The 25,927-nt window shown below is 38.4% G+C and carries 24 protein-coding genes and 1 tRNA gene; 17 read left to right on the top strand and 8 right to left on the bottom strand.

What is annotated here, in order from left to right; all coding sequences use genetic code 11:
- The first annotated feature begins 97 nt into the window (after positions 1 to 97).
- Positions 98 to 1,558: a lipopolysaccharide biosynthesis protein gene (locus ED557_07765; protein RNC83674.1), complete on the top strand. Its 1,461-nt coding sequence runs from the start codon at positions 98 to 100 to the stop codon at positions 1,556 to 1,558.
- Here ED557_07765 and ED557_07760 read toward each other — a convergent pair.
- Positions 1,548 to 2,177, bottom strand: coding sequence for a hypothetical protein (locus ED557_07760; GenBank protein ID RNC83673.1), 630 nt, complete (start codon positions 2,175 to 2,177; stop codon positions 1,548 to 1,550). The genes ED557_07765 and ED557_07760 overlap by 11 nt on opposite strands.
- A 495-nt stretch (positions 2,178 to 2,672) precedes the next feature.
- Here ED557_07760 and ED557_07755 point away from each other — a divergent pair, with 495 nt between their 5' ends.
- From ED557_07755 to ED557_07720, 8 genes are all read left to right on the top strand, one after another.
- A complete protein-coding gene (locus ED557_07755) occupies positions 2,673 to 3,746 on the top strand; it encodes a DegT/DnrJ/EryC1/StrS family aminotransferase (GenBank protein ID RNC83672.1) in 1,074 nt (357 codons plus the stop codon).
- A complete protein-coding gene (locus tag ED557_07750; protein RNC83671.1) occupies positions 3,734 to 4,618 on the top strand; it encodes a sulfotransferase in 885 nt (294 codons plus the stop codon). The genes ED557_07755 and ED557_07750 overlap by 13 nt, the downstream gene beginning before the upstream one ends.
- A gap of 1 nt (position 4,619) precedes the next feature.
- A complete protein-coding gene (locus ED557_07745; protein RNC83670.1) occupies positions 4,620 to 5,567 on the top strand; it encodes a glycosyltransferase in 948 nt (315 codons plus the stop codon).
- A 109-nt stretch (positions 5,568 to 5,676) separates the two neighbouring features.
- Positions 5,677 to 6,729 carry a glycosyltransferase gene (locus tag ED557_07740; protein RNC83669.1) on the top strand — a complete coding sequence of 351 codons (1,053 nt, stop codon included), beginning with the start codon at positions 5,677 to 5,679 and terminating at the stop codon, positions 6,727 to 6,729.
- 72 nt (positions 6,730 to 6,801) lie between these two features.
- Entirely contained in the window at positions 6,802 to 7,431 is a 630-nt protein-coding gene (locus tag ED557_07735) for a PIG-L family deacetylase (protein ID RNC83668.1), read from the top strand.
- A 54-nt stretch (positions 7,432 to 7,485) separates the two neighbouring features.
- Positions 7,486 to 8,388: a UDP-3-O-(3-hydroxymyristoyl)glucosamine N-acyltransferase gene (locus ED557_07730; GenBank protein RNC83667.1), complete on the top strand. Its 903-nt coding sequence runs from the start codon at positions 7,486 to 7,488 to the stop codon at positions 8,386 to 8,388.
- A gap of 10 nt (positions 8,389 to 8,398) precedes the next feature.
- Positions 8,399 to 8,632: an acyl carrier protein gene (locus tag ED557_07725; GenBank protein RNC83666.1), complete on the top strand. Its 234-nt coding sequence runs from the start codon at positions 8,399 to 8,401 to the stop codon at positions 8,630 to 8,632.
- A 2-nt stretch (positions 8,633 to 8,634) separates the two neighbouring features.
- On the top strand, positions 8,635 to 10,113 hold the full coding sequence (locus ED557_07720; protein ID RNC83665.1) for a long-chain fatty acid--CoA ligase: 1,479 nt from the start codon (positions 8,635 to 8,637) through the stop codon (positions 10,111 to 10,113).
- On the opposite strand, the gene ED557_07715 is transcribed toward ED557_07720, so the two are convergent.
- From ED557_07715 to gatC, 3 genes are read right to left on the bottom strand one after another with little or no spacing between them, the layout of a single operon-like run.
- Positions 10,091 to 11,407, bottom strand: coding sequence for a hypothetical protein (locus tag ED557_07715; GenBank protein RNC83664.1), 1,317 nt, complete (start codon positions 11,405 to 11,407; stop codon positions 10,091 to 10,093). The genes ED557_07720 and ED557_07715 overlap by 23 nt on opposite strands.
- Entirely contained in the window at positions 11,388 to 13,859 is a 2,472-nt protein-coding gene (locus tag ED557_07710) for a hypothetical protein (GenBank protein RNC83663.1), read from the bottom strand. The genes ED557_07715 and ED557_07710 overlap by 20 nt, the downstream gene beginning before the upstream one ends.
- 9 nt (positions 13,860 to 13,868) lie before the next feature.
- Entirely contained in the window at positions 13,869 to 14,156 is a 288-nt protein-coding gene (gene gatC / locus ED557_07705) for an Asp-tRNA(Asn)/Glu-tRNA(Gln) amidotransferase subunit GatC (protein ID RNC83662.1), read from the bottom strand.
- Positions 14,157 to 14,303: 147 nt separating this feature from the next.
- On the opposite strand from gatC, the gene ED557_07700 reads away from it, so the two are divergent.
- The 7 genes from ED557_07700 (at position 14,304) to ED557_07670 (ending at position 19,637) form a co-directional block, all read left to right on the top strand.
- The gene (locus ED557_07700; protein ID RNC83661.1) at positions 14,304 to 14,576 is read left to right on the top strand and encodes an HPr family phosphocarrier protein; all 273 of its coding nucleotides are present in this window, start codon (positions 14,304 to 14,306) and stop codon (positions 14,574 to 14,576) included.
- 5 nt (positions 14,577 to 14,581) lie between these two features.
- Positions 14,582 to 16,294: a phosphoenolpyruvate--protein phosphotransferase gene (gene ptsP / locus ED557_07695; GenBank protein RNC83660.1), complete on the top strand. Its 1,713-nt coding sequence runs from the start codon at positions 14,582 to 14,584 to the stop codon at positions 16,292 to 16,294.
- A gap of 230 nt (positions 16,295 to 16,524) precedes the next feature.
- Entirely contained in the window at positions 16,525 to 16,824 is a 300-nt protein-coding gene (locus ED557_07690; protein ID RNC83659.1) for a glycoside hydrolase, read from the top strand.
- 5 nt (positions 16,825 to 16,829) lie between these two features.
- On the top strand, positions 16,830 to 17,612 hold the full coding sequence (locus ED557_07685) for a biotin--[acetyl-CoA-carboxylase] ligase (protein ID RNC83658.1): 783 nt from the start codon (positions 16,830 to 16,832) through the stop codon (positions 17,610 to 17,612).
- Positions 17,584 to 18,927: a tRNA lysidine(34) synthetase TilS gene (gene tilS, locus ED557_07680; GenBank protein ID RNC83657.1), complete on the top strand. Its 1,344-nt coding sequence runs from the start codon at positions 17,584 to 17,586 to the stop codon at positions 18,925 to 18,927. The genes ED557_07685 and tilS overlap by 29 nt, the downstream gene beginning before the upstream one ends.
- Before the next feature lie 3 nt (positions 18,928 to 18,930).
- Entirely contained in the window at positions 18,931 to 19,491 is a 561-nt protein-coding gene (gene hpt, locus ED557_07675) for a hypoxanthine phosphoribosyltransferase (GenBank protein RNC83656.1), read from the top strand.
- Positions 19,492 to 19,548: 57 nt separating this feature from the next.
- A tRNA-Ser gene (locus tag ED557_07670) sits at positions 19,549 to 19,637 on the top strand.
- Between the two features lie 85 nt (positions 19,638 to 19,722).
- On the opposite strand, the gene ED557_07665 is transcribed toward ED557_07670, so the two are convergent.
- Both ED557_07665 and ED557_07660 read right to left on the bottom strand, forming a co-directional pair.
- Positions 19,723 to 21,096: an aldehyde dehydrogenase gene (locus ED557_07665; GenBank protein ID RNC83655.1), complete on the bottom strand. Its 1,374-nt coding sequence runs from the start codon at positions 21,094 to 21,096 to the stop codon at positions 19,723 to 19,725.
- 2 nt (positions 21,097 to 21,098) lie between these two features.
- Entirely contained in the window at positions 21,099 to 22,190 is a 1,092-nt protein-coding gene (locus tag ED557_07660; protein RNC83654.1) for a phenazine antibiotic biosynthesis protein, read from the bottom strand.
- A gap of 102 nt (positions 22,191 to 22,292) precedes the next feature.
- Between ED557_07660 and ED557_07655 the strand changes: the two genes are divergently transcribed.
- Positions 22,293 to 23,918, top strand: a complete 1,626-nt coding sequence (locus tag ED557_07655) for an aromatic amino acid lyase (GenBank protein ID RNC83653.1) — start codon at positions 22,293 to 22,295, stop codon at positions 23,916 to 23,918.
- Between the two features lie 147 nt (positions 23,919 to 24,065).
- Here ED557_07655 and ED557_07650 read toward each other — a convergent pair whose 3' ends face one another.
- Together ED557_07650 and ED557_07645 are read right to left on the bottom strand one after the other, a co-directional pair.
- Positions 24,066 to 24,761: a DNA-binding response regulator gene (locus ED557_07650; protein ID RNC83652.1), complete on the bottom strand. Its 696-nt coding sequence runs from the start codon at positions 24,759 to 24,761 to the stop codon at positions 24,066 to 24,068.
- Positions 24,748 to 25,800, bottom strand: coding sequence for a hypothetical protein (locus ED557_07645; GenBank protein ID RNC83651.1), 1,053 nt, complete (start codon positions 25,798 to 25,800; stop codon positions 24,748 to 24,750). Before ED557_07645 ends, ED557_07650 begins: the two co-directional genes overlap by 14 nt.
- Positions 25,801 to 25,927 lie beyond the last annotated feature (127 nt).

Raw genomic sequence — 25,927 nt, 5'->3', positions numbered from 1 at the left:
GATAAGATTCATGGAAGTGAAATTCTGATTTTAGATTTGCGAACCTTTTACTTCAAAAAAAGTATACATTTCGATTCGAATTTTATGTAAAAATTGAATGTCATCGTTATCAGATAAGGCAGTAGTAGGAGTCTTTTGGGCTGGTGTTGAAAAGTTCGGTGGAAAGGCCATACAGTTTGCTTCAACTATTGTATTAGCTCGAATTTTAACTCCTGAAGATTATGGATTAATAGCATCCATAATTATTGTATTTGCCGTTGCCCAGGTTTTAATAGATAGTGGATTTAGTCAGGCTTTAATTAGAGAAAAGAATATCACCGACCAGGACAGGGCTACTACTTTTTATGTTAATCTAATAATAGCCTTTCTGTTATCAATTCTTATATGGTTTTCGGCTGAGCCCATTAGTGTGTTTTATGAAAATGATACACTGATAAACTTGACAAAATTAATGGCAGTTACCCCATTAATTTCTTCCCTCTCAATTATCCAGCGAGCGCAATTCATACATCAAATTAATTTCAAAGGGCATGCTTTTGTTTATCTGGTCGCTTTTTTGTTAAGCTCGGTACTCGCTATTTATGCAGCAGTAGAAGGCCTGGGTGTTTGGGCCTTAGCTATACAATATGTAAGTATGGCTTTTTTTACTTCACTGTTATTCTGGATAGTCAATCCATGGATACCCAAAGGGTTTATAAGGAAGGAATCCTTTGAAAGGCTTTTTGGCTTTGGTTATAAGTTAATGCTGTCGGGGTTGTTGGATATCAGTTTTAAAAATTTGTACAAAGTATTAATTGCCAAATACTTCCAGTTTAGTATTCTGGGCTTTTACTCACAGGCTGAAAACATTAAAAATTCGATCTCAGAAAATTTAATAGGATCTGTGACAAGAGCTAATTACACAACACTATCGAAAGTAAAAGACGACCAAGAGAGAATAACAGACGCTCACATAAAAACAGTTCAGGTAACGTCTTACTTCGTTTTTCCCATAATGACCGGTCTGATATTAGTCGCAGAACCATTTATTATTACGTTAATAGGGTCTAAATGGGCTCCCTCCGTACCAATACTACAGGTAATAGCTATAGCTGGAATGATTAATCATTTACAGGTTTTGAATACCGATGTACTAAAAATATTTGGGCATTCAGGCCTGTTGCTGAAATTGCAAATTATAAAGAAGACTGGGGTACTAATCGCAATTATTATTGGAATTCAATATGGTTTTTGGGGATTGATAATTGGGCAGGTAATCAGTTCATATTTTTCTCTATTCTTGAATATGAGATACACTGCAAAGTTGATTATTTACCCAATAGCGGATCAAATTAAAGATATAATACACGTTCTACTATATTCATTACCAATGATTGCAATAGTATTCGTTATTGATGGTATTCAATTCGAATTAATCTGGGTCAGATTGATAATTCTTATTCTCGTGGGAGCAGGAACTTATCTAGGTACTAGTTTTATTTTGAAGCCAATTTTCTTCAAAAATATGATTTATATTTTAAGGCCTAAATTTAAAATGCTAAATAGAATTAAGGTTTGATCTTACTCGAAGATTTGTTTGAGTGAAGTTCAAAATTTTCTGGAACATCTATATTGAAGAAGGCTCCCAGTTTCTGCCACTTCTTGTCGTCATACAAATCACAATAGAAGAGTGATCCAGAGCTTTTTTCTTCAAAAAAATCTACAACTTCCCTGTTACGTAATGTGTAGATTTTTTTATAATGATCACCAAATCCCTCTAGATTAAGCAGGTTATCAATCTCGAATACTTTAGGTTTAAACTGTGGGTCTGTATCAAGCCTTTCATAGAAATCCTGTTCACGTCGATACACCTTGCAATGCCTTTTCGTATTGCCTAACGTTTTCCCGTTAGAGTGAGATTTTAGTGACCTGAACCAGTCATCTGCATTTCTGGTAAATAAGATAAATTTAGCATCCGGAAATCTATGATATAACACCTTATAAAACTCGGGATACCACCATGGGTCATCTTCAAATACTTGAAAGGATAAGAAATCTTTCGAATTGAATATGGATTCGAAATCTCCATCAAACCATGAGCCTGACCATTTATTCCTTTTCGAATCGTCCCAACGCGCTACGGGGTAGCCAAAGTAGGTGAAAAAATCACCAACAGAAGTTGTACCCGTTCTTTGCATAGAAATGCAGAAGATCCTGGAGGTGTTTTTCCACTTTAACCGGTTTAAAAACCTTAACCGTATTCGATTTAATGGGTGGAGCATTTTCTTTAGAAACATTTCTAAAAACTATTAAAAAAGTGTTGACAACAATTCCGCGGAAGGTGCGAAGCTAAGCATTTATTTTTTTAAGAGAGAAAGAAAATATGGCAAATCCTATTCGAAAAAGAGGATTTCAAAAAACAGTATTTATTGAACTACTATTTCAAAAATGTCTTAATGAACGGAAAGATTTTCGAAGTACTGGAGGTAAGAGCAATTAAAAACTAAAATTGGTACTTTTTTACAATCTCATTTAAGATGTTAACCTAACTAAATACTGTTGGTAAGATTGCAGAATCCTATTTTACAGGATTGGATTAAAACAGGAATAAATTTATTGAATAGGTCTTATATCCTTACAAATGTTACCCATCTTCTGTTTTCTGCCATAAAATTTCTACATAGAAGTAAAAAATGATTCAGGTAACAAAACCTTTTTTCCCTCCTTTAGAAGAATATTCAGAATATCTTAAAGGCGCCTGGGACAGAGAGTGGATCACTAATAATGGACCTCTGGTGAATAGGCTGGAAGAAGAACTCATAAGCTATCTTGGAATTGATAACCTCCTTTTTACCGGAAATGGTACGATAGCTTTGCAGATTGCCATAAAAGCATTGGAATTAAAAGGGGAGATTATCACTACTCCATTTACGTATGTAGCTACGGCAAGCAGCATTTTTTGGGAAGGGTGCACTCCTGTTTTTGTAGACATAGACAATAGTACATTTAATATTGACTCTGACAAGATTGAAAGCGCGATTACTGATCAGACCTCTGCAATTTTGGCCACCCACGTATTCGGAAATCCCTGTGAAGTAGAAAGAATTGGTGAAATAGCGAGAAGAAATAACCTAAAAGTTATTTATGACGCTGCACATTGTTTTGGAACTACTTTTAAGGGTAAATCAATCTTTAATTGGGGTGATATATCAACTGCAAGCTTTCATGCTACCAAGATTTATCACACGGTTGAAGGTGGGGCAGTAATATCCTCGAATAGTAATTTGTTTCAGAGGATGAGATACATGAGAAACTTTGGACATGATGGTCCATACAAATTTAATGGGGTCGGAATAAACGGAAAAAACTCTGAACTACATGCAGCAATGGGGCTGACGAATTTAAAATATATCGATGAAATTCTTCATAAAAGAGAACAGCAATTTCTTTTTTATAAAGAATGTTTGGAGGGATTAGAGTTAGAGTTTCAAAAACCAGAGTCTGAAGCTGAAATTAATCACTCTTATTTTCCAATTGTATTAAGTAATGAAGAAGTAACCGGAAAACTAGAACTGGAATTAGCAGAAAATGAAATTTTTGCTCGCCGTTACTTCTATCCTTCTTTGAATACTCTCGATTATTTATCAGGAGAAGTACCCATTTCAGAAGATATAGCAGCAAGGATTTTATGTTTACCCCTTTACCACGATCTTAAAAATAGTGAGCAAGCTAAAATTTGTGATATCATATCTGGATGCATAGAATAAAGACTCCCTTATTCATTCTTGGGAATCCAAGATCAGGCACGTCTCTATTGAGGCTCATGCTTACTGAGCATAAATCCATGATTATACCCCCCGAATGTGGGTTTATTCAATGGTGGTTTGATAAGTATCAGGATTGGTCGGATCAGCTTTCAGACATACACTATGAAAGAAAGGTCTTACAATATGTAGAAGACTTAAAGACATCGAGGAAAATCGAAACCTGGGATTTTGATTTTGAGTTACTTACTCAGTTTCTCAATAAGAAAAGGCCATCTACTTATTCCGAGCTATGTTTATTAGTGATTGAAGCTTATGCTATTCAGAAGAATAAAATGGTTAGGTACTTAGGTGATAAGAACAACTACTATCTTAGTTACCTCGAGTTAATTGGAGAGCTATTTCCAAATGCAAAGTATATATCTATTATTCGAGATGGCAGAGATGTAGCTTGCTCATATCTCTCGATGAAGAAGGTACACTCTAATTCTGATTACAAACCCAAATTAGCGAGCTCAATTGAAGAAATTGCTGAAGAGTGGTCAAGCAATATAAATCGTATTAAGCTTTTTCTAGATAAGATTAAGGTGGAAGATTCGATCTGGGTTAGGTATGAAGATTTAATCACAAATACTGAAGAAGAGTTATCAAGAATTACTTCTTTCCTTGACATTTCTTTTGAAAAACAAATGCTGGACTACTATAAAAGCAATAATGAGCCAAATGAGCTGCTGGCATGGAAGAAAAAAACACAGGAAAAACCTGATGTTAAGAATATTGGGAAATTCAGATTTGAGCTCACACCCGATGAGATTATCGAATTTGAAACTATTGCAGGCCCTATGCTAAAAAAATTTAAATACGATATGAACTAAGGTGATTGAACTCTCAGAAGAAGAAATAATATCAAATTGGTATTCCGATAGTATTAAGGTGAGCATTTGTTGCATTACCTATAATCAGGAGGAATATATATCTAACACATTAGATGGTTTTCTTAGCCAGAAGACAAGTTTTGCTTTTGAAATCCTTATCAATGATGATGCATCAACAGATAGAAACCAGGAGATCATAAAAAGCTACGAAGAAAAATATCCGAGACTTATAAAGCCGATATATCAAAAAGAAAACCAAAGAAGTAAGATAGGGCCGGTCATAAATGTGGAATTTAATTATCTAAGAGCTGCTGGTGACTATATAGCCCTGTGTGAGGGAGATGATTATTGGAAAGATCCCAATAAGCTTCAAAAGCAATATGATTTTATGGAAGCCAATCAGGATTGTTCTGTTTGCTTTACTGCTGCTTTATACAGAAATGATGCAAAGCCATCCAAAAGTTTTATAAAGAAACCTGTTAACTACGAAGAGACAAAGAAATATAGCCTCACAGAGAGTATTTATAAGGCAGGAGATTTTATGCCTACTCCTACTGTTTTTTTTCGAACAAAATATGCTCATCAATTACCCAAATGGTTTTATGATTCACCAGTAGGTGATATGCCACTTTCACTTTTTCTCGGTACGGTAGGCAAATACGGATATTTAGATTTCGTGGGATCTGTTTATAGAGTTAATGCCTCTTCGTCATGGAGTTCGACCATGAAATTTGAAAAAAGGCGCAAAGTTGTACAAGGTCTTTTAAAGCTGTTGGATGAGTTTAATAAATACACTGAATTTGAGTATCAGAGAGAAGTAGGAAAAGAAAAAAAGAGAGTAATATTTAACGATAGAAAGTCTATTGTCAAAAGAGCTATATCCACTAGCTTTATAGGAAAATTGATTAAAAAAGTGATTGGGGACAATAATTATCATGATAAGAATTGAGCACAAAAGAATAAGGATTATCCTCAATCACATTGAGTAACTTAATTATAAGTGCTCAAATCGAGGGTATTTTTCCAAGATATTTATAAAATAAATTATAGTTTATTTTATGGCGAAAAAGGACAAAATATTAGTAGTAATTCCCTATAAAAGTTCATTTATAATGAATGATATTAAAATTATATCTAGTCAATATGATATTATATTGAACTCATATAATTGGAAAAATAAATTCTATGTTCCTTTTTTTTTAGTCTTACAGTTCTTGGCAATGTTCAAATATTTAAGAAGAGCCAGGCTAATACTGATAGAGTTTGGTGGTTATTGGGCATTAGTTCCTTCCATCCTTGGGAAGGTTTTTAATATTCCAGTATTGATTGTACTGCATGGAACAGATTGTGCAAGCATGCCGCATATTCAATATGGAAACCTAAGAAAGAAAGTACTCAGATTAGCATGTAAGGTATCTTATAATTTAGCCACTGCCCTTTTGCCGGTAAGTGATTCTCTTATCTACACTAAAAACGATTATAATACAGAAGACATATACCAAGGGGTAAGGCACCATTTCCCAAATACTAAGACTCCTTTTGAGGTTATTCATAACGGTTTAGATACCGAATTCTGGAAGCCTATCGGGAATGTAATCAGAGAGGATAATCGTTTTATTGCTGTATTCAGTCAGGCTCAATTCATTTTAAAAGGTGGAGACTTAATCATGGCTTTGGCTGAAAAATTTCCCGATCGAAATTTTTATATAGCTGGAATTGATGCACCACAGAATTTAAGTAATACCTCAAAAAATGTTCATTTTTTGGGAAAGTTATCAAAGGAAGAACTAAGAGAAGAATTTGAAAAGTCTACATTTCATCTTCAATTATCAATGTATGAAGGATTTGGATTAGCCCTTTGCGAAGCTATGCTTTGTGAATGTATTCCAATAGGTTCATCAGTAAATATCATTCCTGAAATTATTGGAGATACAGGATTTATTTTACAAAAAAAGGATATGGCTCAATTAGCCGATGTCATAGAAAAGGCTGATGCAGTAGAGAATAAAGTTGAACTTGGTCAAAAAGCAAGAAAGCATATAATGGACAATTTTAGCTTGAAGAAAAAAGAAGAACTACTGCTAAATACTATCAATTCATTCGTGAATTGATAGTATAACTTTCTCTCAATAAACGATTTCAAAATTCCATATCCTTGAACTGAACAACGTGTATATTTGAGTATGGAAAAAATTCTAATTCTAGCCCCTCACACTGACGACGCCGAGTTAGGTTGTGGAGGCACCATGGCCAGGTTTTTCGAAGAAGGAAAGAAAATATATGTAGCTGCATTTTCTACAGCACGGGCGTCTCTTCCTGAGGGTGCTGATCCCGATATGCTAAAGAATGAATTTTTGGCGTCTATGAAAACCTTAGGGGTACCCGAAGAGCAGTTATTTATCTACGATTACAAAGTACGAATGCTTTCTTATCACAGGCAGGAGGTATTGGAAGAAATTGTAAAGCTGAAGCAGCAGATCAATCCTGATCTTGTACTGGTACCATCGGGGAGCGACTTACATCAGGATCATCAGGTAGTATATAATGAGGCGTTACGTGCTTTCAAAGAGGTAAGTATTTGGGGTTATGAACTTCCGTGGAACCATGTTTCTTTTTCCACTCAGGCCTTTGTGACGTTGTCTCAAAAGCATCTGGATAAGAAATGGGAAATGATGACGACATACGAATCTCAGTTCCAGAAACAGAGAGCTTATTTTACAAAAGAATTTATGGAAGGCCTTGCAAGGGTAAGAGGCGTGCAAATAAAAGAAGCTTATGCTGAGGCATTTGAAGTAGTACGATTCAAAGTATGATCAAAAAAAATAAATACTCCGTTTCGTCTGTGAGATTAGATATAAAGGCCAGTCATGAATAAGTGGACTCCAAAATTTTTGATGGAGAACTCTCCAGCAGAATTCATTTTTCAGGGAAGTGAGAATTTCGATTTCCTCGATAATGTGAGGAGTATTGATAATGCTAATGAACGGTCTTTAGTTTGGTGCAGTCCCAATCGAGAGGACAAACAAAAACTGGTAGAACAAACTGAAGCAAGGGTAATTATTTGTGACGAGTCCATTGAATTAACCAGTGATCTTTTAGAGCGAAAAGGGTTTTTCATTGTCAAAAATCCCAAGCTTGCTTTTTCAAGATTGCTTAGAGCCATTATCCCGTCAAATTTTAAACCCGGAATTCATGAATCCTCAACTATTCACCCCGAAGCAGTTATTTCTAAAACAGCCCACATAGGTCCTAATAGTTATATCGGCAAATGTGTGATAGGGGATGATACCGTACTTCATGGCAATAATTATGTATATAATGGAACCAAAATTGGTAACCATGTTCTCATCGAGGCAGGAGCAATATTAGGGGCAGAAGGATTTGGAATGGCCAAAACCGAACATGGAACCTGGGAACGTATGCCGCACCTGGGCGGATTAGAAATAGCTGATTGGGTTGAGGTGGGAGCAGCAACTACTATTGATAGAGGTACACTGGAAAACACCGTAATAAAGGAAGGAACTAAGATATCAAAGTCAGTTCATATTTCTCATAATGTTCAAATTGGTACAAATTGCCTTATAACAGGTTGTGTTTCAATTGCGGGTTCAACAACTATTGGCAATGATGTTTGGATAAGTCCTAACGCCACTATACTGAACAAGATCAATATTGGGAATAATGTGTTTATCTCATTGGGCGCAACAGTTACCCAGGATATTAAAGACAACTTTCAGGCACTAGGAAGAAAGATTCTTCCTAAGAGTTAATTATGGGATAATGAGTATAGATGTAGAAAAACTTATTAAGGAAGTATTATTTCTGGAAGAGGGAATTACATTGACTGATAGTATGGGGCCTAATGATATTGATTCATGGGACTCATTGGGGCATATTAATATCATATCAGCAATAGAAGATGAATTCGAAATCGAAATGGATCCAGAGGAGATTATTGAAATCAGTACTATTGCTGACATCAAGGAATTACTGAACAAAAAACTCAAAGATTAAGGTTGAATCAATCTAACTCTATTGTTGAAGGTTTCTTTTCAAGTGCAGAAAGGTTTCCCAAAAAAACTGCGATTATCTGGAAAGGTGAGACTCTGAGCTATGAGGAAGTGTCGGTCAACACTCGAAAAGTAGCTGCCTTTTTAAAAAAAAATGGTATTTCAAAAGGTGATAGAGTGTGCTTTTATGGGGAGAAGAGTCCACTATTCGTATATGCTTATTTAGCAACTCATTTGTTGGGAGCAGTTGCCATTCCTTTGGATGTCAAACTTCCTAAAACAGCTGTACAAGACGTATTTAGTATTACAGAGCCTAAAATAATCCTACATCCTACTCAAAATGAGCTTTCGTTACTTCAGTTTCCATTTGATGATCAATTACTGGGTACTGAACCTTTAGTTGAATATGAATTTCCGGATAGGAGCGATTTAGCAGATATTCTATTTACAACCGGAACAACAGGTTCTGGTAAAGGAGTACAGCTTATACATCAGAATATTTTAGCAGGAGCAACCAACTCTAATGAATTTATAGGGAATGATCATTCAGATACGGAAATAATCCCACTTCCTTTGCACCATGCCTTTGGGTTAAGGCGTGTTCGCACAAATCTTTATTTGGGAGCTACCATAATTTTGGTTGATGGCTTTATGTTTCCCAAGCTTTTTTTTGAGGCTATTGAGCATTGGGGAGCAACAGGTATTTGTTTGGTTCCTGCAGGTTTTCTGGTAATCAAAAAACTTATCAAGGATCGATATATTCCGTACTTCCGGCAATTGAAGTATATCGAATTTGGTAGTTCGTCAATGAATATTGAAGATAAAAGAGAGATTGCAGCAAGTTTACCTACTACCAGAATTTGTATGCACTATGGCTTAACTGAAGTAGCTGCTAACATTTTCACGGAGTTTCATGACTTCAATGAAAAGCTGGAATCTTTGGGAAAGCCCAGTCCAAATGTAAGTGTAAGTATCCTAGACGAATTGGGTAATCCATGTAAGAATTATGAAGTAGGGGAAGTTTCTGTTAAAGGAGAAATACAGACCATTGGCTATTGGAAAAATGATAAGCTTTCCGGTGACTCTTTTATAAATGGCTGGTTCAAAACGGGTGATCTAGGTTATCTAGATGAAGAAGGTTTTGTCTTTTTAAGTGGGCGCAAAGATGATGTAATTAATGTAGGGGGTAAAAAAGTATTCCCTACTGAAATCGAGTATGCGTTAAATCAACATCCTGCTATCAAAGATAGTGCTTGTATTTCAGTTAGCGATGGAAAAGAAGTTACCGGTGAAAAGATTAAGGCGTTTATTCAGTTCGAAGATGGAAGTAAAATAGAAGATAAAGAGCTTGTATTGTTCTTATCGGATAAGCTGGAGCCCTATAAAATTCCAAGAATATTCAAATCTGCGGAAAGCATACCATATACAAAGTCGGGGAAAAAACAGAGAGAACAACTGAAATCTAATCCAAAAGAGAACGCATAATTTTTTCCAGGCTCTCGGTAAGTTTCTCAAAGCTGTAGGAGCTTATTGCACTCTTGTTTGGGGGTATCGATCCCTGGTTCGTTTTTGAGTTGGTATAACTTTTTAGGATAAACTCTGTGACACCCTCCATATCATCATGCTCAAAGAAGGATCCAATATTTGTTTCATTTACTAGTTGAGCAGCAGCTCCGTCTATTGGACCTATTCCTAGAACCTGATTTCCTGAAATCATGTATTCAAACACCTTAGTAGATAAGGCGAATTTGCTGTTCTTAGTCCTTCCAATAGCAAGTAAAAGCAGATCAGTATTCTTGACCTTTTTCATCATGTCGTCATGCTGGATGAACCCTGTAAATGTACAGGTAATGTTCTTTACCGAATTTGCTAGATCCTTTTTAAAAATCGGATCAATACTTCCGAAGAACTCAACTTGTATTTGTGCTGCTATTTCAGGGTGGCTTATTTCAATATTCCTTAATGCAGCAACAAAGGCTTTGGGATACTGATTTGCCTTCAAGCTCCCAAAATATCGTATAGAGAATTTATCGCTCGGTTCTTTAGCGGCTTGTTCAGTTACGATGTGATCAGGGTCAAATCCGTTTGGGATTTTTGTGGATTTCTTCTCAATGATGTTCTTGGAATCAGAAAAAAAGCCGTGATTTACCATCGTAATCTTATCGGCTCTATCAAGCACAGAGGATTCTAATCTTTTGTTTCTTTTTCTTGCCCACGGACTCTGAGGGTTATCATCGTAGTAGTAAATATTGGTCCACGGATCTCGAAAATCGGCCAGCCATGGCAGGTTACTCCATTCCGCTAGTTTCTTAGCAATTAGGCTGGTAGTGGGCGGGGGAGAAGTAGAAAAGATGAGGTCTGGTTTTTCTAACTCGATTATTTTTTTACCGAGTGGTACAGCAAACCATTTCCAGGTGAATTTAGCATCAGGTACCATCAAATTTAATCTTGCCCAAACCGCAAACCTATCGAGAAGCTTTTTATCCTTTTGATAGAAAATCCCCGGGTTACTAGTACTACCCTGATCTTTATTTTTTTTATTAAGAAGGTTCGTTGGCTCGATTATTCGAGACCGGTAAACTTTTAAGTTATCTAAAGCAGGGTCGTCCGGCTTACCCTCCATCCCAGCTACTGCTTTTTCGGTGGTGAGAATAACTACATCCCACCCTAATCTGGAAAGGTATTTTGCGAACCTAGAGACTCTGTAAGTCCCTACTCCTGCTGAGGGGTACCAATAATAGGTTACTATAAGTACCTTTTTATTCTTCACCTTCCTCAGGTTTCTTCCTGAATTTTAAAAATCCTATTAACAGAAGGAGCCCCAGCTGAAAACCCAGTGAAATTCTTGAAAGCATTACACCTCCGTAAAAGGATCTGGGTCTGAAATCTAGTTCAAGAGTATGTTCTCCAGCTGGTATCTGGATACCGCGCAACAAGTAATTCGTTTTATGTATCTGAACTTCTTCACCGTTCAGCAAAGCCACCCATCCATCATCATAGAATATTTCACTTATTACCAAAAAGCCGGGTTCAGATCGTTTTAAATTGAAGCTCATTTCTGCACCATAATTATAGGTGAGTACTTCTACGGTACTGGTACTATCCATATACGTTTCAGCATCAAAGCCTTCAACAATGGCCATCTTTGAGAAGTCGGTTCTTCCGCTATAAATCAATTCATAAGCCTCATTTGGAGAGTTTGCAGTAACAGTTGAGTCTGCAAAAAATGCTTTAGGCAACACATTAGAAACCTCATAAACCACACCGCTATTACTTTGAAAAACAGGGGTCAATCCGGCTAGATTTAAGCCTGGGGTATAAGTGATATACTTTGTATTTAGAACTCTCAATAGGTCAAGATTTATCCCTTGGCTTCCACTAAAAAGAGGATTTTCATTAACCATGAATACATCCTGAGCAAGACTCAGTTTTGCAGCGCTATACCCTCCAAGAGATGGGTAATAATAGCTTGGCTCCGAGTTGCTGAAAGCATTATCCAGAAGAGGAAGTACCCGGTAAGGATAGCCTTCTCCTGAGTCAGTGTTATCAATCAGGAATTGATCTAAATCTCGTTTCTTAGATAGTATGGTTTCTTCTGCTCCTACATTGGAATTCACAAGGCTGGTTTCGGGCATATATCGTTGCCCCACTAAAATCATGTCACCGCCAATAGTGGTAACAAGAATAAGCCCGGCAAGTCCAGTAGCTATCCTGGAAGTATAGAGCAAATAAACAACTCCTCCTCCTATCACTAAAATAATTCCGAATCGTAGTAAATCACTTTTGGCTTTTTCTTCTCTCCCAGGCACCAGACGAGTATTTACAAAGTTATTGGCCTGTTGGATTACCTGAGGATTTTGTGGGTTAACCCGGTTTTGTTGTGCAATTTGTGACGCAATCCGTTCCACCTCTCCGTCTTTTTTGAAATCAAAAGAATTAACATGTAGGAAGATGCCTACAAACAGAACAGCAGTTATTATCACAGGACTTTGTACTTGCTTGAAGCTCCTTTCTGTCTTATCAGTTCGATCCAGTAACCAGGCAAGCGCATAAGCCGCTACAACCGAGAAGGCAAATGCAGGTAGTACCAGCCATGTTTCAGGTGCTCGGAACTTATTGTAGAGAGGGATAATATCGAACGCTAATTGGTTGAAGAAGGCAAAATTCTCCCCCCATGCGAATAAAATCCCTAAGGCTCCAGCTCCAAAAAATACGTACATCTGCTTTTCTCTAACCCTCGAAAGGGCCAGAATTAGTAGCAACAGAGACAGGGCTCCAAAATAGTGTGGTCCGCTTGTGGAAGTTTTTGGCCCCCAATAGTCTGGTGAAGCTCCGCCATAAATATTGGGCATAAAAATGGTTAGTGTTTCAGAGATACCTTGAGACCATAAGAAAGCATAATTGGAATCTAATCCATCGGTATTAGTGATTGCTGAACCTCCACGGGTACTGTGCTTGGCGTACTCTTGCTGAGAGAGCATACGCTCTGCATTCCCAAAAGCTCCCATCAAACCACCTAAAACCAGGAAGCCCGTAATAATGGCAAATTTTTTATATGACTTTTCTTTTAATAATAACCAACCATCATAGAGCCAGAGAAACCCTAGCAAGTAGATGAAATAGTATGTGATTTGAATATGTCCCGCTCGTACTTCAAGAGCCATTGCCGCGGTGAATATGAGTAGTCCCCATAATTTTGCTTTGGTTTTAGCAATGAGCCAGTACCCAGAAAACATCCAGGGAATAAGTGCTAGCGCGAAGAACTTGGAGGTATGGCCTGCAATAATTATTACTGCAAAATAGGAGGTGAGCCCGTACATCAAACTTGCGAATAAGGCTGTTAGCGATCTAAAGCCCATTAGAGTCAGAAAAAAGTACATCCCACCTAAAAGTACCCAATACTGAAAGGCTGGATATATGTCTCTAAAAAAACGAGAAAAATAATCCAGGTGGACAGTTTGTGGTAATGTTGAAATAACAAAAGAAGGCATTCCCCCAAACATATTTGAAGCCCAAAGAGGTTCTTCTCCAAATTCAGCGCGGTATTCTATAATAGACTCCGCAGCTCCTCTCCATTGGGTAATGTCATGTCTTTGAAGTTCTTTTCCTCCAAGTGTAGTGGCATAAAAGAGGATGAAAGGAACAACAAACAGAACCAGAAGTGCTATTATGTGTTGTCGGGATTTTGGAAGCTTGTAGAAGAAGTCTGAAGAAGGAGTATTTGAAGACATGGATATGGGTTATTCAATTACTTTTGGAACACGGAAATAATCAGAGTCGGCATCGGGAGCATTCTTTAATGCGTCTTCATGTGAAAGAGGGTGCTTGGTTTCATCTTTTCTTAAACGGCTTTCCATTTCAATAACATGCTCTAATGGTTCTACTTCAGTAGTATCTAATTCATTAAGTAGCTCCATATAACCAAGAATTTTATTCATGTCTCCGGCTAGACTTTTAACTTCTTCTTCAGACAATTGAAGTCGAGCTAAATTGGCTACATATCGAACATCTTTTTCAGTAACAGACATTGTATTGTTCTCTTTTTTGATTTCTTAAGGTAAGAAAGAAAGCCCTAAAGGGTAATGTATTTACTTAATAAAATTGTGGAATAAGTTTAACCACATAAATTTAGGAATCATTGGGTTTTTCTTTGACGAAGAATACTATATTAGATCATGACAAAGAAAAAAGTGACCATTTTAAATAGTTCAGGCTTGCATGCACGGCCTTCAGCGGCGCTTGTAAAACTAGCCAGCAAGTTTGAATCTGAATTCTATATTCATATGTACGGATACAGAATCAACGGAAAAAGTATTCTTGGGGTGATGACATTAGCCGCGGAACAAGGAGCAGAACTGGAATTTGAAGTTAATGGTCCTGACGAGGAAGAAGCCATGGAAAGTATTACTGAATTGGTAAATAATAAATTTGGTATGCACGATGAGTAACTAGCATGGAAAAGTTAGCGACTCAAGAAATATCGATAAAAGGTCTTCCGGGTAGCGAAGGTATAGCAATTGGAGATGTTCTTGTTATTGACAACAAGAAGAGAAAGGTTCAGCCAAAAAAGATTAATTCGGAATCAATTCTTAGTCATCTTAAAAGCTTTGCGAAATCAAAGCAGCTATTTCTTAAAGAACTTGACACCCTCTCAACAAATCTTGATACAAAAACAGCGGGTATTTTAGAAACCCAAAAGCATATTGTTTCTGATGTTGAAATTGAAAAACGAATTAATGCTTCTATCGAAGTGGAGCAATACTCCGTTGATTATTCCATTTATAAGGTGTTTAACGAATTTATTGAGCGATTAAGAGAGAGCGGCTCCGAATTATTTCAGCAGCGTATTGTAGATATAGAAAATATTAGGGACCGCTTAATTGGGTTGTCCTGCGAAAATAGAAACGCTCTTATTGTTGAGAAGGGGACAATACTCATAGTGAAAGATATTAGTCCAACCGACCTGATACATTATTTCGAACAGGGAATAGGTGGATTGGTTATGGATAAAGGAGGAATAACTTCACATGCAGCTATTATTGCTCAGTCACTCGGAATACCATGTTTAGTAAGCACTAAAGATGCCGTTTCTTCTTCGGGTTTATCAAAGAAAGCAATACTTGATGCAAATAACGGAGAGCTTATACTTAATCCCTCATCTCAAACTACATCAGACTACAAAACAGCTCAAAAAAAAGAGAAAAGGCTGAGGAATGCCGTTGCGGTTACAAGTAAGCCTTCAACAACAAAGGATGGTAAAGATTTTACGATTAGAGCAAATATTGAATTTGTTCAGGAGTTAAAACTGGCCAAAAAATTTAATGCAACTGGTATCGGGCTACTCAGAACTGAGGCATTATTGTTTGGGGGAATTGCCAATAAAAGTGAATCTGAGCAGGATAAGTTTTATGAAGAGGTGCTCTCAAAAAGTGAAGGGGAAGTAACTATACGTCTATTTGACGTTGGGGGCGATAAGTTAATTTCTCATACACACGAAGAGGCAAACCCGTTTTTAGGTTGGAGAGGCATTCGAATGCTACTTGATGAAGGGGAGATGTTTAAAAGTCAGCTCCGATCTATTCTTAAAACTGCAGGTAAATACCCAGGTAGGATTAAGATTCTGGTTCCAATGATAAGCTTTGTAGAAGAAATCGAAGAAGTAAGAACTGAGCTCAATATTTTACAGGATGAGTTGAAAAATCAGGGTTTTACTGTTGATGAAGGTGTTCAGCTTGGGGTTATGATTGAGGTTCCAAGTGCTGCTTTAATGGCTGATCATATAGCAAAAAAAGTAGATTTTTTAAGTATTGGTACAAATGATCTTACTCAATATACATTAGCTGTAGATAGAGGTAATGAACGCATTTGCTCGATGTATCAACATTATCATCCGGCTGTTTGGAAGCTTATACAAACTTCTTACGATGCCGCAGTAAACAATGGTATTCAAATCAGTGTATGTGGTGAATTAGCTGGAGACGAAATAGGCGCTGCTTGTTTACTAGGGCTTGGGATTAACGATTTGAGTATGTCTCCTTCATCTATACCAAAAATTAAAGGTCTGCTTATTCAGCGTTCTCAAGAGGAGCTCCATAAATTTTCGAAAGCAGTGCTCAACTGTTCTACCAGTGAAGAGGTTAGAGAGTTATATCGAGCCTGGGATTAAGAGACTATTTATCTAAGTTTTTAAGTGGTTCTAAGCATATGCTTAATCTGGTTTGGTAAGGAAACGGTTCCATATTAATTCAGTAAGGTATTTATCTATTATTTATTTAATAAATAAGTCAAACAATGTGATTGTATAAATTTGTTTACGGTATTTTTATTGATTCAATTAAATAATAAAAGTAAATTTGCAGCTTCTCCTAATTAAACTAAAACAAACTGATTGTTGAAATGTTAGAAAAGAAATTTACCCCTAAGAGAACTGTATGTAAGGTAACATTTACTGTTCCTTCTGAGATTGTTGAAAAAGAAGTATCACTAGCCGGAGATTTTAACGACTGGGATGCTACCGCAATTAAACTTGAAAAGAAGAACGGATATTATGAAACTGAGCTTCGTCTGAAACCAGAATCAGAGTATCGGTTCAAGTATTTAATTGATGGCGAAACATGGGAAAACGACTATGAAGCCGATGCCTATGTTGCCAACGAATTTGGCACAGAAGATTCTCTGGTTACAATAGGAAAGTAATCCCTTTGTTTTTAACCGAGCAATTTGAAGATCAATTAGCTACGTCCTGGTTAGGACGTAGCAATTTTTATTTCTCTGAATTGGATTCCACCAACTCATATGCTAAAAGAATGAGCAGGGTGGATAGCTTACATGGCACTTTAGTTATTGCTGATTCACAGACTAAAGGAAGAGGACAGTATGAACGCGCCTGGGAGTCAGAGTCAGAATGCAACTTGATGTTCAGTCTGATATTTGAGCCGACTAATCAACATAGATTAACGATACTAACTCTTTCATGTGCACTTGCTGTAGCGGATGTATGTAGCGATTATGCTAAAACTAGTTTTGATATAAAGTGGCCTAACGATGTTCTGATCGATGGGAAAAAGCTATGTGGTCTACTTACAGAGGCAGTATTCAATGGAAATGTGTTGGATAGAGTAATTGTTGGTATTGGGATTAATATAAATCAGCGTGAATTTGAAGCTGAATTAAGTGACTCTGCAATTTCACTTGCCCAAATAACAGATAAAGAATATTCAAGAGAGCAAATATTAGCCCGTATTCTAACGAAAATAGAATACTACTACCGGCTATGGGAAACCAGAGAAATCGAGTTAGTCCGCACGATCAATAAAAATATGATTGGGTATGGACAATGGGCAAAGATATTTGTGAACAACGACCTAAGAGAAGGGACTTTTAAATTTCTGGGTGTTAATGAACATGGTGCGTTAGTTGTATTGAATAAGGATCTTGAAGTGGATACTTTTTCGTATGAACAAATCCGTGTCCAAATCGATTAAACAAAGTTTAGTCAATCACCTTTCTTCATTAAAAAAGAAAAACCCCAGCTTCATTATAGGGGTTAGTGGAGGAGCTGATTCAATGGCTCTTTTGTATCTGCTTTCAAAAGTTGAAGCAGAGCTCTTTGTTGTACATATCAACTATGGATTAAGAGGCGAAGATTCAGACCTGGACCAGGAACTTGTTGAAGGAATGTGCACGGAATGGAACATTGAGTGTTGTTCTGTACGTCTAGAGTCGGCTCATGCAAAAGTGGAGAATTTTCAGAAATGGGCACGGGATGAACGCTATCGGATTTTCAGGGATATTAAAGCCTATCAGAAGGCCGATTTTATAGCAACTGCTCACCATCAAGACGATCAACTTGAGACTATTTTTCAAAAACTATTGAGAGGAAGCGGGATTGGTGCCTGGGATGGAATGCAAGTTGTTGAAAAGGATATTTTTCGACCTCTCTTAAGAATTAGCAAAGAAGAGATTTATACTTTTTGCGAAGAGAATGCGGTTCCTTTTAGAGAAGATGTAAGTAATCAAGAAAACAAATACGCTCGAAATCTTCTTAGAAATAAAGTGTTTGAAGAATTTGAAGAATTCTTCCCTGGATGGAGAAATAATATCCTGGAACTTGAAGAACGAAGTAAGTCCTATCAGGCTGCTCTTGATATAGTTTTTGAAAAAGTCTTCAATGGCTCAGGGATTGAGCTTGATTCATATAATATGTTGGATGAAGTGCTGAAGGCAGAAGTGCTAAAGAAATACATACTCACTTTGAATGAGGATGTACCACTTTCTAAAGGCCAATTACTGGAGCTTAAAAAAATAGGAGATACTCAAACAGGTACATCCATTGAGCTTGGTGAGTGCGGCCACTTATATAAAGAAAGAGAACAAATCTTTTTCAAACTTTCCGACCTAAAACAAAAAGATCAGAGTTTAATACAAAAAAATGAGATAGAAGATGGATTGGTATTAAATGGATTCAGTTTTTATTTCTCCTCAGAATCGAAGCCAGGGGTATTAAATCTTGACGCTGATTGTTTGAGTTGGCCAGTTACAATAAGAAATTGGCGAGATGGAGATTCCTTCAATCCCCTTGGTATGGAAGGTTCGCAGAAGGTTTCAGACCACTTGACAAATCGTAAACTTCCTTCATCATTGCGGGAAAACGCCCGGGTGCTTTGTGGTAATGATGGAGTCATTTATTCCGTTTTATTTCCTGAAATAGCTTCAAACGGAGAGTTTGGTACTATTTCGGAAAAAGTGAAATATAATTCGCATACTTGCAGCTATTTAATTATCCAACAAGTGGTATAAGAAATGAGCTTTTATTTACCGGATTCTGTTGAGTGCAACGGGGAAATTTTTGATGTATTTATCACCAAAGAGCAGATAGATGCTAGGATTTCCTTAATGGGCGAGCAGCTAGATAAAGACTTTGATGGCAAGAACCCCATTTTTATTGGTGTACTGAACGGAGCATTTATCTTTCTGGCAGATATCATGCGCAATGTTACTATCGAATGCGAAGTCGATTTCATGAAATTGAGTAGTTACGGTGATGCTAAGGTGTCGTCAGGAGAAGTAACTGAGCTGAAAGAAATTGATGCAAAGATTAAAGGGAAGCATATCATACTTGTTGAAGATATAATCGATACTGGGCTTTCTATGAAGTACATAGTTGAAAAGATGAAAGAGAATGAACCAGCATCAGTGTCAGTGATTACATTATTGCATAAGAAGGATGCTACCGTTCATGATGTTAATATCGATTATGTAGGCTTTGAGATCCCAACAAAATTCGTTTTGGGTTACGGATTAGATTATGCCCAAAAGGGTAGAAACCTGGCTCAGATTTACGCCATAAGGGAAGACAAATAAACAAACTTAACATTGCTTAGACATACTGAGCACCGTATATTTGTGCCCCTTCAAAAAGGAGAGGTGGCTGAGTGGCTGAAAGCGCTCCCCTGCTAAGGGAGTTTAGGTGGAAACACTTAACGAGGGTTCGAATCCCTCCCTCTCCGCTCTACTTCGCCAAGGCTTCGTAGAGCAGGCTCGGTTGGTCTAGCAATTTTTGTAGTAGCTCAGATTACTATTAAAATCTTCCTTTCAATTCCGAGCTACTCCTTTAGTTCGCATCAGGAATTCACCTAAATATGAATCATGTGGAATACCCGGTTCCAGGAAAGTAGTTGGTGTATTTCCTAGATAAAGGTTAAGTATGGATGGTTCATTGAGCAAACTGTCTATAAGTTCTTCATCTCGAGTAATCGCTGTTAAAACTAAGGTATCTTTTAGTGGAGGTATTCCATAGTCCTTTGACCAAGGTGCAACCCATACGCAAGGAAAGGGCAATTCAACTCTTGTTTGCGATGCGTTTGGATCATTAAGAAGAAAGACTGCTGGGCGTAAGACAGCAGCTCCGTCTCCAAGATCATGAACCACTTCATTTAATATAGGCTTTGTTCCAAGCGCACGTTGATGCAATAGATTTTCTAGTGCTAATGCCTGATCCAGCTGCTGTACAGGTAAAATCGCTTTATCATGATCTGGCGGGTGGCTCGGCATTTTTGCTAAGCGGTCGGCAAGAGCCTTTGCAAATGGAGCCGGGTCGCCTTCGACAAATATAGCCGTGGTATTAATACAGTTAGTTGCGCCTTTTCCAGCAACGGATTCGATGATCATATCCATGCTTTCTTGCCAGGCATCTTCCGTGATAAGAATTTTGGATCGTCCCGGGCCCTCAGTTAGTACGGTGGGGCGATTATGGTATTTTTGAACCATGGCATCACCGCCATATACTATAGACAAATCGGATGCCTCGACGATATCTTCAGCTTCTGCATGGTTCGTCGGTAGAAACATGATTTGATCAGTGTCAAAACCTGCCATATGCAGAGCTCGAATTAATCGGTAAGGAGTTAGTGGCTCGCGTTGGGAAGGGCGAACTACTACTTTATACCCGAGTGCCAATGCTTCAAGCCAAAGTGAGTGAACACTAGGTGTGTTTCCTGAAGCAAGAACACCAAATATGTTACCTCTGCGAACCCACACAGCTCCTCCATCTAAAGTTTGGGGCGCTCTCCAATCGTCGACAGCAGCTAATGGACGGGCAAATGCCGATGTTTGATATGCTTTGATTGCAGATTCGGCTATTATTTCCGTTGATTTACGGGCCATATATAGAGGTAAACCGCAGATACGGCTCACCATGCGTTGGTAGGTGTCTGGAGACATGCCATCGATAGATTCAGTGGAAAATATTTCTCCCGCTTTCGCCAATATTTCAGCTCTTTTTTCCACTGATTTCGGTGCTGCTTTATGCATCGCTGAGATACTGCGCCATAAGAATAGACGAGGAATTAAGCTCAGGCGAAGAGTAGGCACGCCACGAACATCCTTGACTATGGTATGACGGCGAGTTCGGTAGGAACCACTTGGGCCAATGGAGTCAATCGGGATGAGAGTATCAGGAGATGGCATAATTAATAGACTCCTTCGATTACTGTCTTTCCCTCAAATGTTTGAACTGGATAAACATCCGCAACAGCATCACCTAAGTGTCCCGAAAGGGCTTCAACTCTTGTTCCCATATCTCTCTCGAGATTATTAGGCAAAAACATATTTCTACTAATATGATGCATTAACAACTGACCTCGTTCGCCATAGGGTACTTCTTCGTGAGTATCAGGATGAACAACCTTGAAGGTTACGAAGGGAGAGAGAGGATCGAATACACAAAGGTCGTCATTACGCTTCTCGGGTCGCTCGATCACTCCGCCAAGCATCATAGCACTGCCATAGTTACCAACCAGGGAGACCTCTGGAAAAACCTTATTACGGTAAAGCTCGCGTGTATCGGCATCCATGTGCGCACCACCCCATTGAATACCGGTTACTTTTTCATTTATTAAATCAACCAGTTTATCTTCGCGAGCCATGCGCTCAAGTAAAGGTGGTGTTGTGATTAGGAGCCCTATATCCTGAGTCTCTAAAATAGTACTTGCTTGCTCAACAAGGTGACGAACATACCGCTCAACCTCTTCCTTGTGTCCAGCTTCTAAGCTACGTTTCACCCAACGGGGATCCAGATCTATTGGGAAATTCAAGCCTCGGGTTCTCCGTGCCCTTTCCGCAGTATAAGCACCAAACATATGAGGCCCCGAAGGACCGACGTAACAAATATTTTTGCCTGGTAGAATTCCATGAGCCGCGACCTTTTCATCTTGCCAACTAAGTTGAAGGTTCACCCAATCTTCGAGAACTACGACGCGCTTAGGGATTCCGGTAGTACCACCGGAGTCAAATACACCGAAAACAGGGGGTTTCGGGCCATAGCCCACAGGGATAAGGTTTTGAACCGGTACTTTTCGCATCTCATCTACTACATTTGGAAACTTCTGTAGATCTGCGAAGGTCTTTATTTCTTTCTGAGGGTCAAAACCCAATATTTTACTTCTTTCAACCCAATAGGGTGAGCCAGTATTCGGATTGAAATGCCAGCTCATTGCAGCTGCGATGAAGTCTTTTTCTTTAACTTCAGATCCAATTCGTTGATCTAAAATTTCAGTGATCATTTTAGTTGGCTCCTATCTTTTTTAAAATTATCTCTGTCCGTAGATTGTAAAATATAAAATATAACTTAGACTGCTAGTCCAAACTCTTGAAGCACAAAAAAAATGGCGAATTCACCTTATAAAAACGACTCGGTCAATCGCGAGACCTTCTCTTTCATGTTAGATGGAAAGTCGCTTCAGGTAGAGGACGTTTTCCGTTTTTTAGCGGCTGAATCTTGCGAGGTTAAACTTGAACCTGAAGCAGCGGGGAATGTTAAGGCCTCTAACGATCAGGTTCGAAAATGGTTAGCAGAAGGGCGACCTATTTACGGATTGACAAGAGGATTGGGTCCCTTAAAAGACAAGGTATTAGTGAGTGAAGAACAGATCGACTTTCAAATGAGGATACTGGAATCTCATGCGACGGGCATAGGTCAACCCTTTTGCGATCAGATTTCTCGAATTGCCCTGCTACTTAGGGCCAATGTTGCTAGCAGTGGTTCGTTTGGTATCCGTATAGATTTGATCCAACGTTACTTGGATTTGTTGAATGCTGGTGTGATTCCCATTATGCCATGGGAGGGATCTCTGGGTAGTGGTGACCTGCAACCAATGGCCGCACTCGGACTAGTAATGGCAGGTAGTCCGCATGGTGTGGCCAAATACAACGGCGATATTGGTTCCGCGCCAGACATACTCGCGAGAGCAGGAGTTGATCCATTATTTACTTTGGAGATAGAGGAGGCCCTTTCGATTATTAGCGGTAGCACCGTATTAGCAGCGGGTGCGGTTTATTCGCTTTACCGGATAAAACATCTTCTTTATGTGATGGAGGCTTGTTTCGCCCTGACCATGGAGGCTCTCCGCGGTGAAATAGGTGCATTAGACTACCGTATTCATGAATCGCGTGATATACCTGGTCAGATTATTTCGGCACATACAGCACGCACTCTTCTAAAAGGTAGCGAGTGGACAACAGATGAAGGACGTGCACGTCTTGGTGAAGTTAACCCACGTATACAGGATGCAGTTAGCCTCCGCTCAACACCGCATATTTATGGGTCGTTACGGGAGACCTATAGCTTCGTGTCCGATGCGATGAACCGAGAGATCAATGCCGCGTCTATGAATCCACTTGTCTTTCGGAATATAGAGCAACCAGATTGCTTTGATGTTGTAATGGGTGGAAATTACGATGGTTCTCATATGGCGCACCTTTTAGATTACCTCAATATTGTCCTTACTGATGTAGCTGGTCTTTCTGAGTCACGTTCCGCACGACTGATTTCACCTCAAGCTAGCTATGGACTCCCCGCCAACCTGGCCGGCGGTCAGCCTGGGCTCAACTCTGGTATGGTACAAGTTCAGTCTCTCCAACTCTCTATTATTGGGCAAATGCGTCAGCAAGCTACGCCAGCAAGCATCCATTCCCTATCAGGAAAAAGCATGCAAGAAGACCACAATAGCATGGGTAATAGTTCTTTGTATGATTTGCAGTTAAACCTGGATATGTGCGAGCAAGTATTGGCCATTGAGTTAATGCTTGCTGCACAAGCCATTGACCTTATTCGAGATCGTATGCACCCGATGAAAATGTCACCGAAAACTGAGGCAATACACACCTTGATTCGCAGTCATATTGAGATGGTTATGGAAGATCGTTTTCTTCGGGAAGACATCGAAGCATTGATTGACCTGGTTCGCGGTCAGGAGTTAGCGGCTTTAGTTGAAAATTTGCTAGAAGAGTGATGGCTTAATCATGAACAGACAGCTGGAGTTTAAGCGGACTTAAGGAGGGTTCGAATCTCTCCCTCTCCGCTCTACTTCGTCAAGGCATGGTAGAGCGAGCGCTCGGTTGGTAAGGTAATCTTGCAAGAGCAACTAATTGATAAACATCTATTTCAGAGCTTCCAGTACTTGTTGTTTATAACTTACTCCAATCGGGATTTCTCTATCTTCAAGGTGAATAATATTGCCTTCTAAAAATCGAATGGCGTCAATTTGAACGATATATGATCTATGAGTACGCAGAAAAGCATTGGAAGGGAGTTCTTTCTCTAGTGCCTTGAGACTTTGTAAAGAGATAATGCGTTGCCCTTGCTTGGTGTAGAACGAGACATATTCCTTCAGTCCCTCTATTAAAAGTATATCAGAGAATTTTAGTCTATATATTCGATGATTAGAAGAAATGGAAAGATGATTTTTTGAATTTGTGACGGATTCGACTCTGGGAAAAATAAGTCTATGGACTTTTTCAATGGCCTGCAGGAAACGTTCAAAGCTAAAGGGTTTCAATAAATAATCGGTCACATTTAGATCGTATCCTTCTAAGGCGTAATCAGGATAAGCGGTTGTAAAGATGACCTTGGGTCCGTTTTTGATTGATTTTAGAAAATCAGTTCCTTTTATATCTGGCATCTGGATATCAAGAAACAGCAGGTCTATTTCATTACTGTTTATCAACGGGAATACTGCCAGTGGACTTTTAAAAGTACCAATCACAGATAGCCCTTCTACCCTTTTAGAAAAGTTTTTTAGGAGCTCCCTAGCTGGTTGCTCATCATCTACAATTGCACATCTAATGGGTTCCATTCAACTCAATGCTAAGTTCGATCTTGTATTGATAAATATCTTCAAAAAAATTGATAGAGTGACGTTCAGGATAAAGTAGCTGAAGCCGCTTCTTCACGTTAGCAATTCCCACACCTCCGGTTTCGTCTTTTGTTGTGGGTATAGGCGGAATGCTGTTTTCAACTTTAAAGCAAAGTTTCCCAGATTCCTTTACTTCAAGAGAAATGTCAATCCAGCTTTTGTCAGTGTCTTCGATTTTACTATGCTTAAAAGCATTTTCGACAAAAGGCATGAGCAGCATGGGGCTTATTTCTGCATTATTTCCCTGATGATTAAAATGAATATTCGATATCTGGTCATCCTTTAATTTTTGAAGCTCGATATAATTGCTAATATACTCGATCTCTTTCTCGAGGGAGACTTTATCGACATTGCATTCATAAATAAGGTATCTAAGCATGCTGCTTAGTTTCACTAACATATCCGGGGTTTTCTCAGATTTTGTAACTGATAGTGAATAAATATTATTTAGGGAGTTAAAAAGAAAATGTGGGTTGATCTGTGACCTTAGAAACTTGAGTTCAGTCTCAAAGTTTTGTGTCTTGAGTTGTTCCAATTCCTGTTCAACTAATTGAGAATGCTCTGTTTTTTTAAGGATGAAGGATACCATTAATAGCATAATAGCAGGGACCGAGATGGGAATGAGCCTAAGAAAAATGGGAGGTTCAACTGAACTAAAATCGTTAGGGTTATTCATCATAAAAAGGGGCACAGGCTGTGGTTGAATGAGCCCTTCAAGAGCTACAGCTCCAATAAAAACAAAAGTGCAAAGAACAATTACTACCGAAAAAAGATAAAGCAGATTCTTACCTCTGAAATAAAGAGATGGAATGAGGTAGGTGTAATTGACATAAAAAATGGAAGCATGAACAAAAGTAATGATACTCGCAACTAGCAACGCATTGATTAGAGTAAATTGCTCATTAGCTACAAAAAAGAATAATGTGAAGTAAATGCTCCACAACAAAAAATGCAGTAAGTATTTTCTTATAAAATCCATTTTCCCTTTTTCAATTCATCTCAAAAATACAGGGGGTTTTTTAAAAGAGATCATTTTTTCAATCAATAACTCAAAAAGTTCAACCAAAGAGATCATTTAGGTAATCAAAGGTACTCATAGATTTTTT

This window comes from Balneola sp. (assembly GCA_003712055.1).
GTDB lineage: Bacteria > Bacteroidota > Rhodothermia > Balneolales > Balneolaceae > RHLJ01.
The sequence above is the reverse complement of the archived record's forward strand: the minus strand, read 5'-3'. Positions and strand labels throughout refer to the sequence as shown.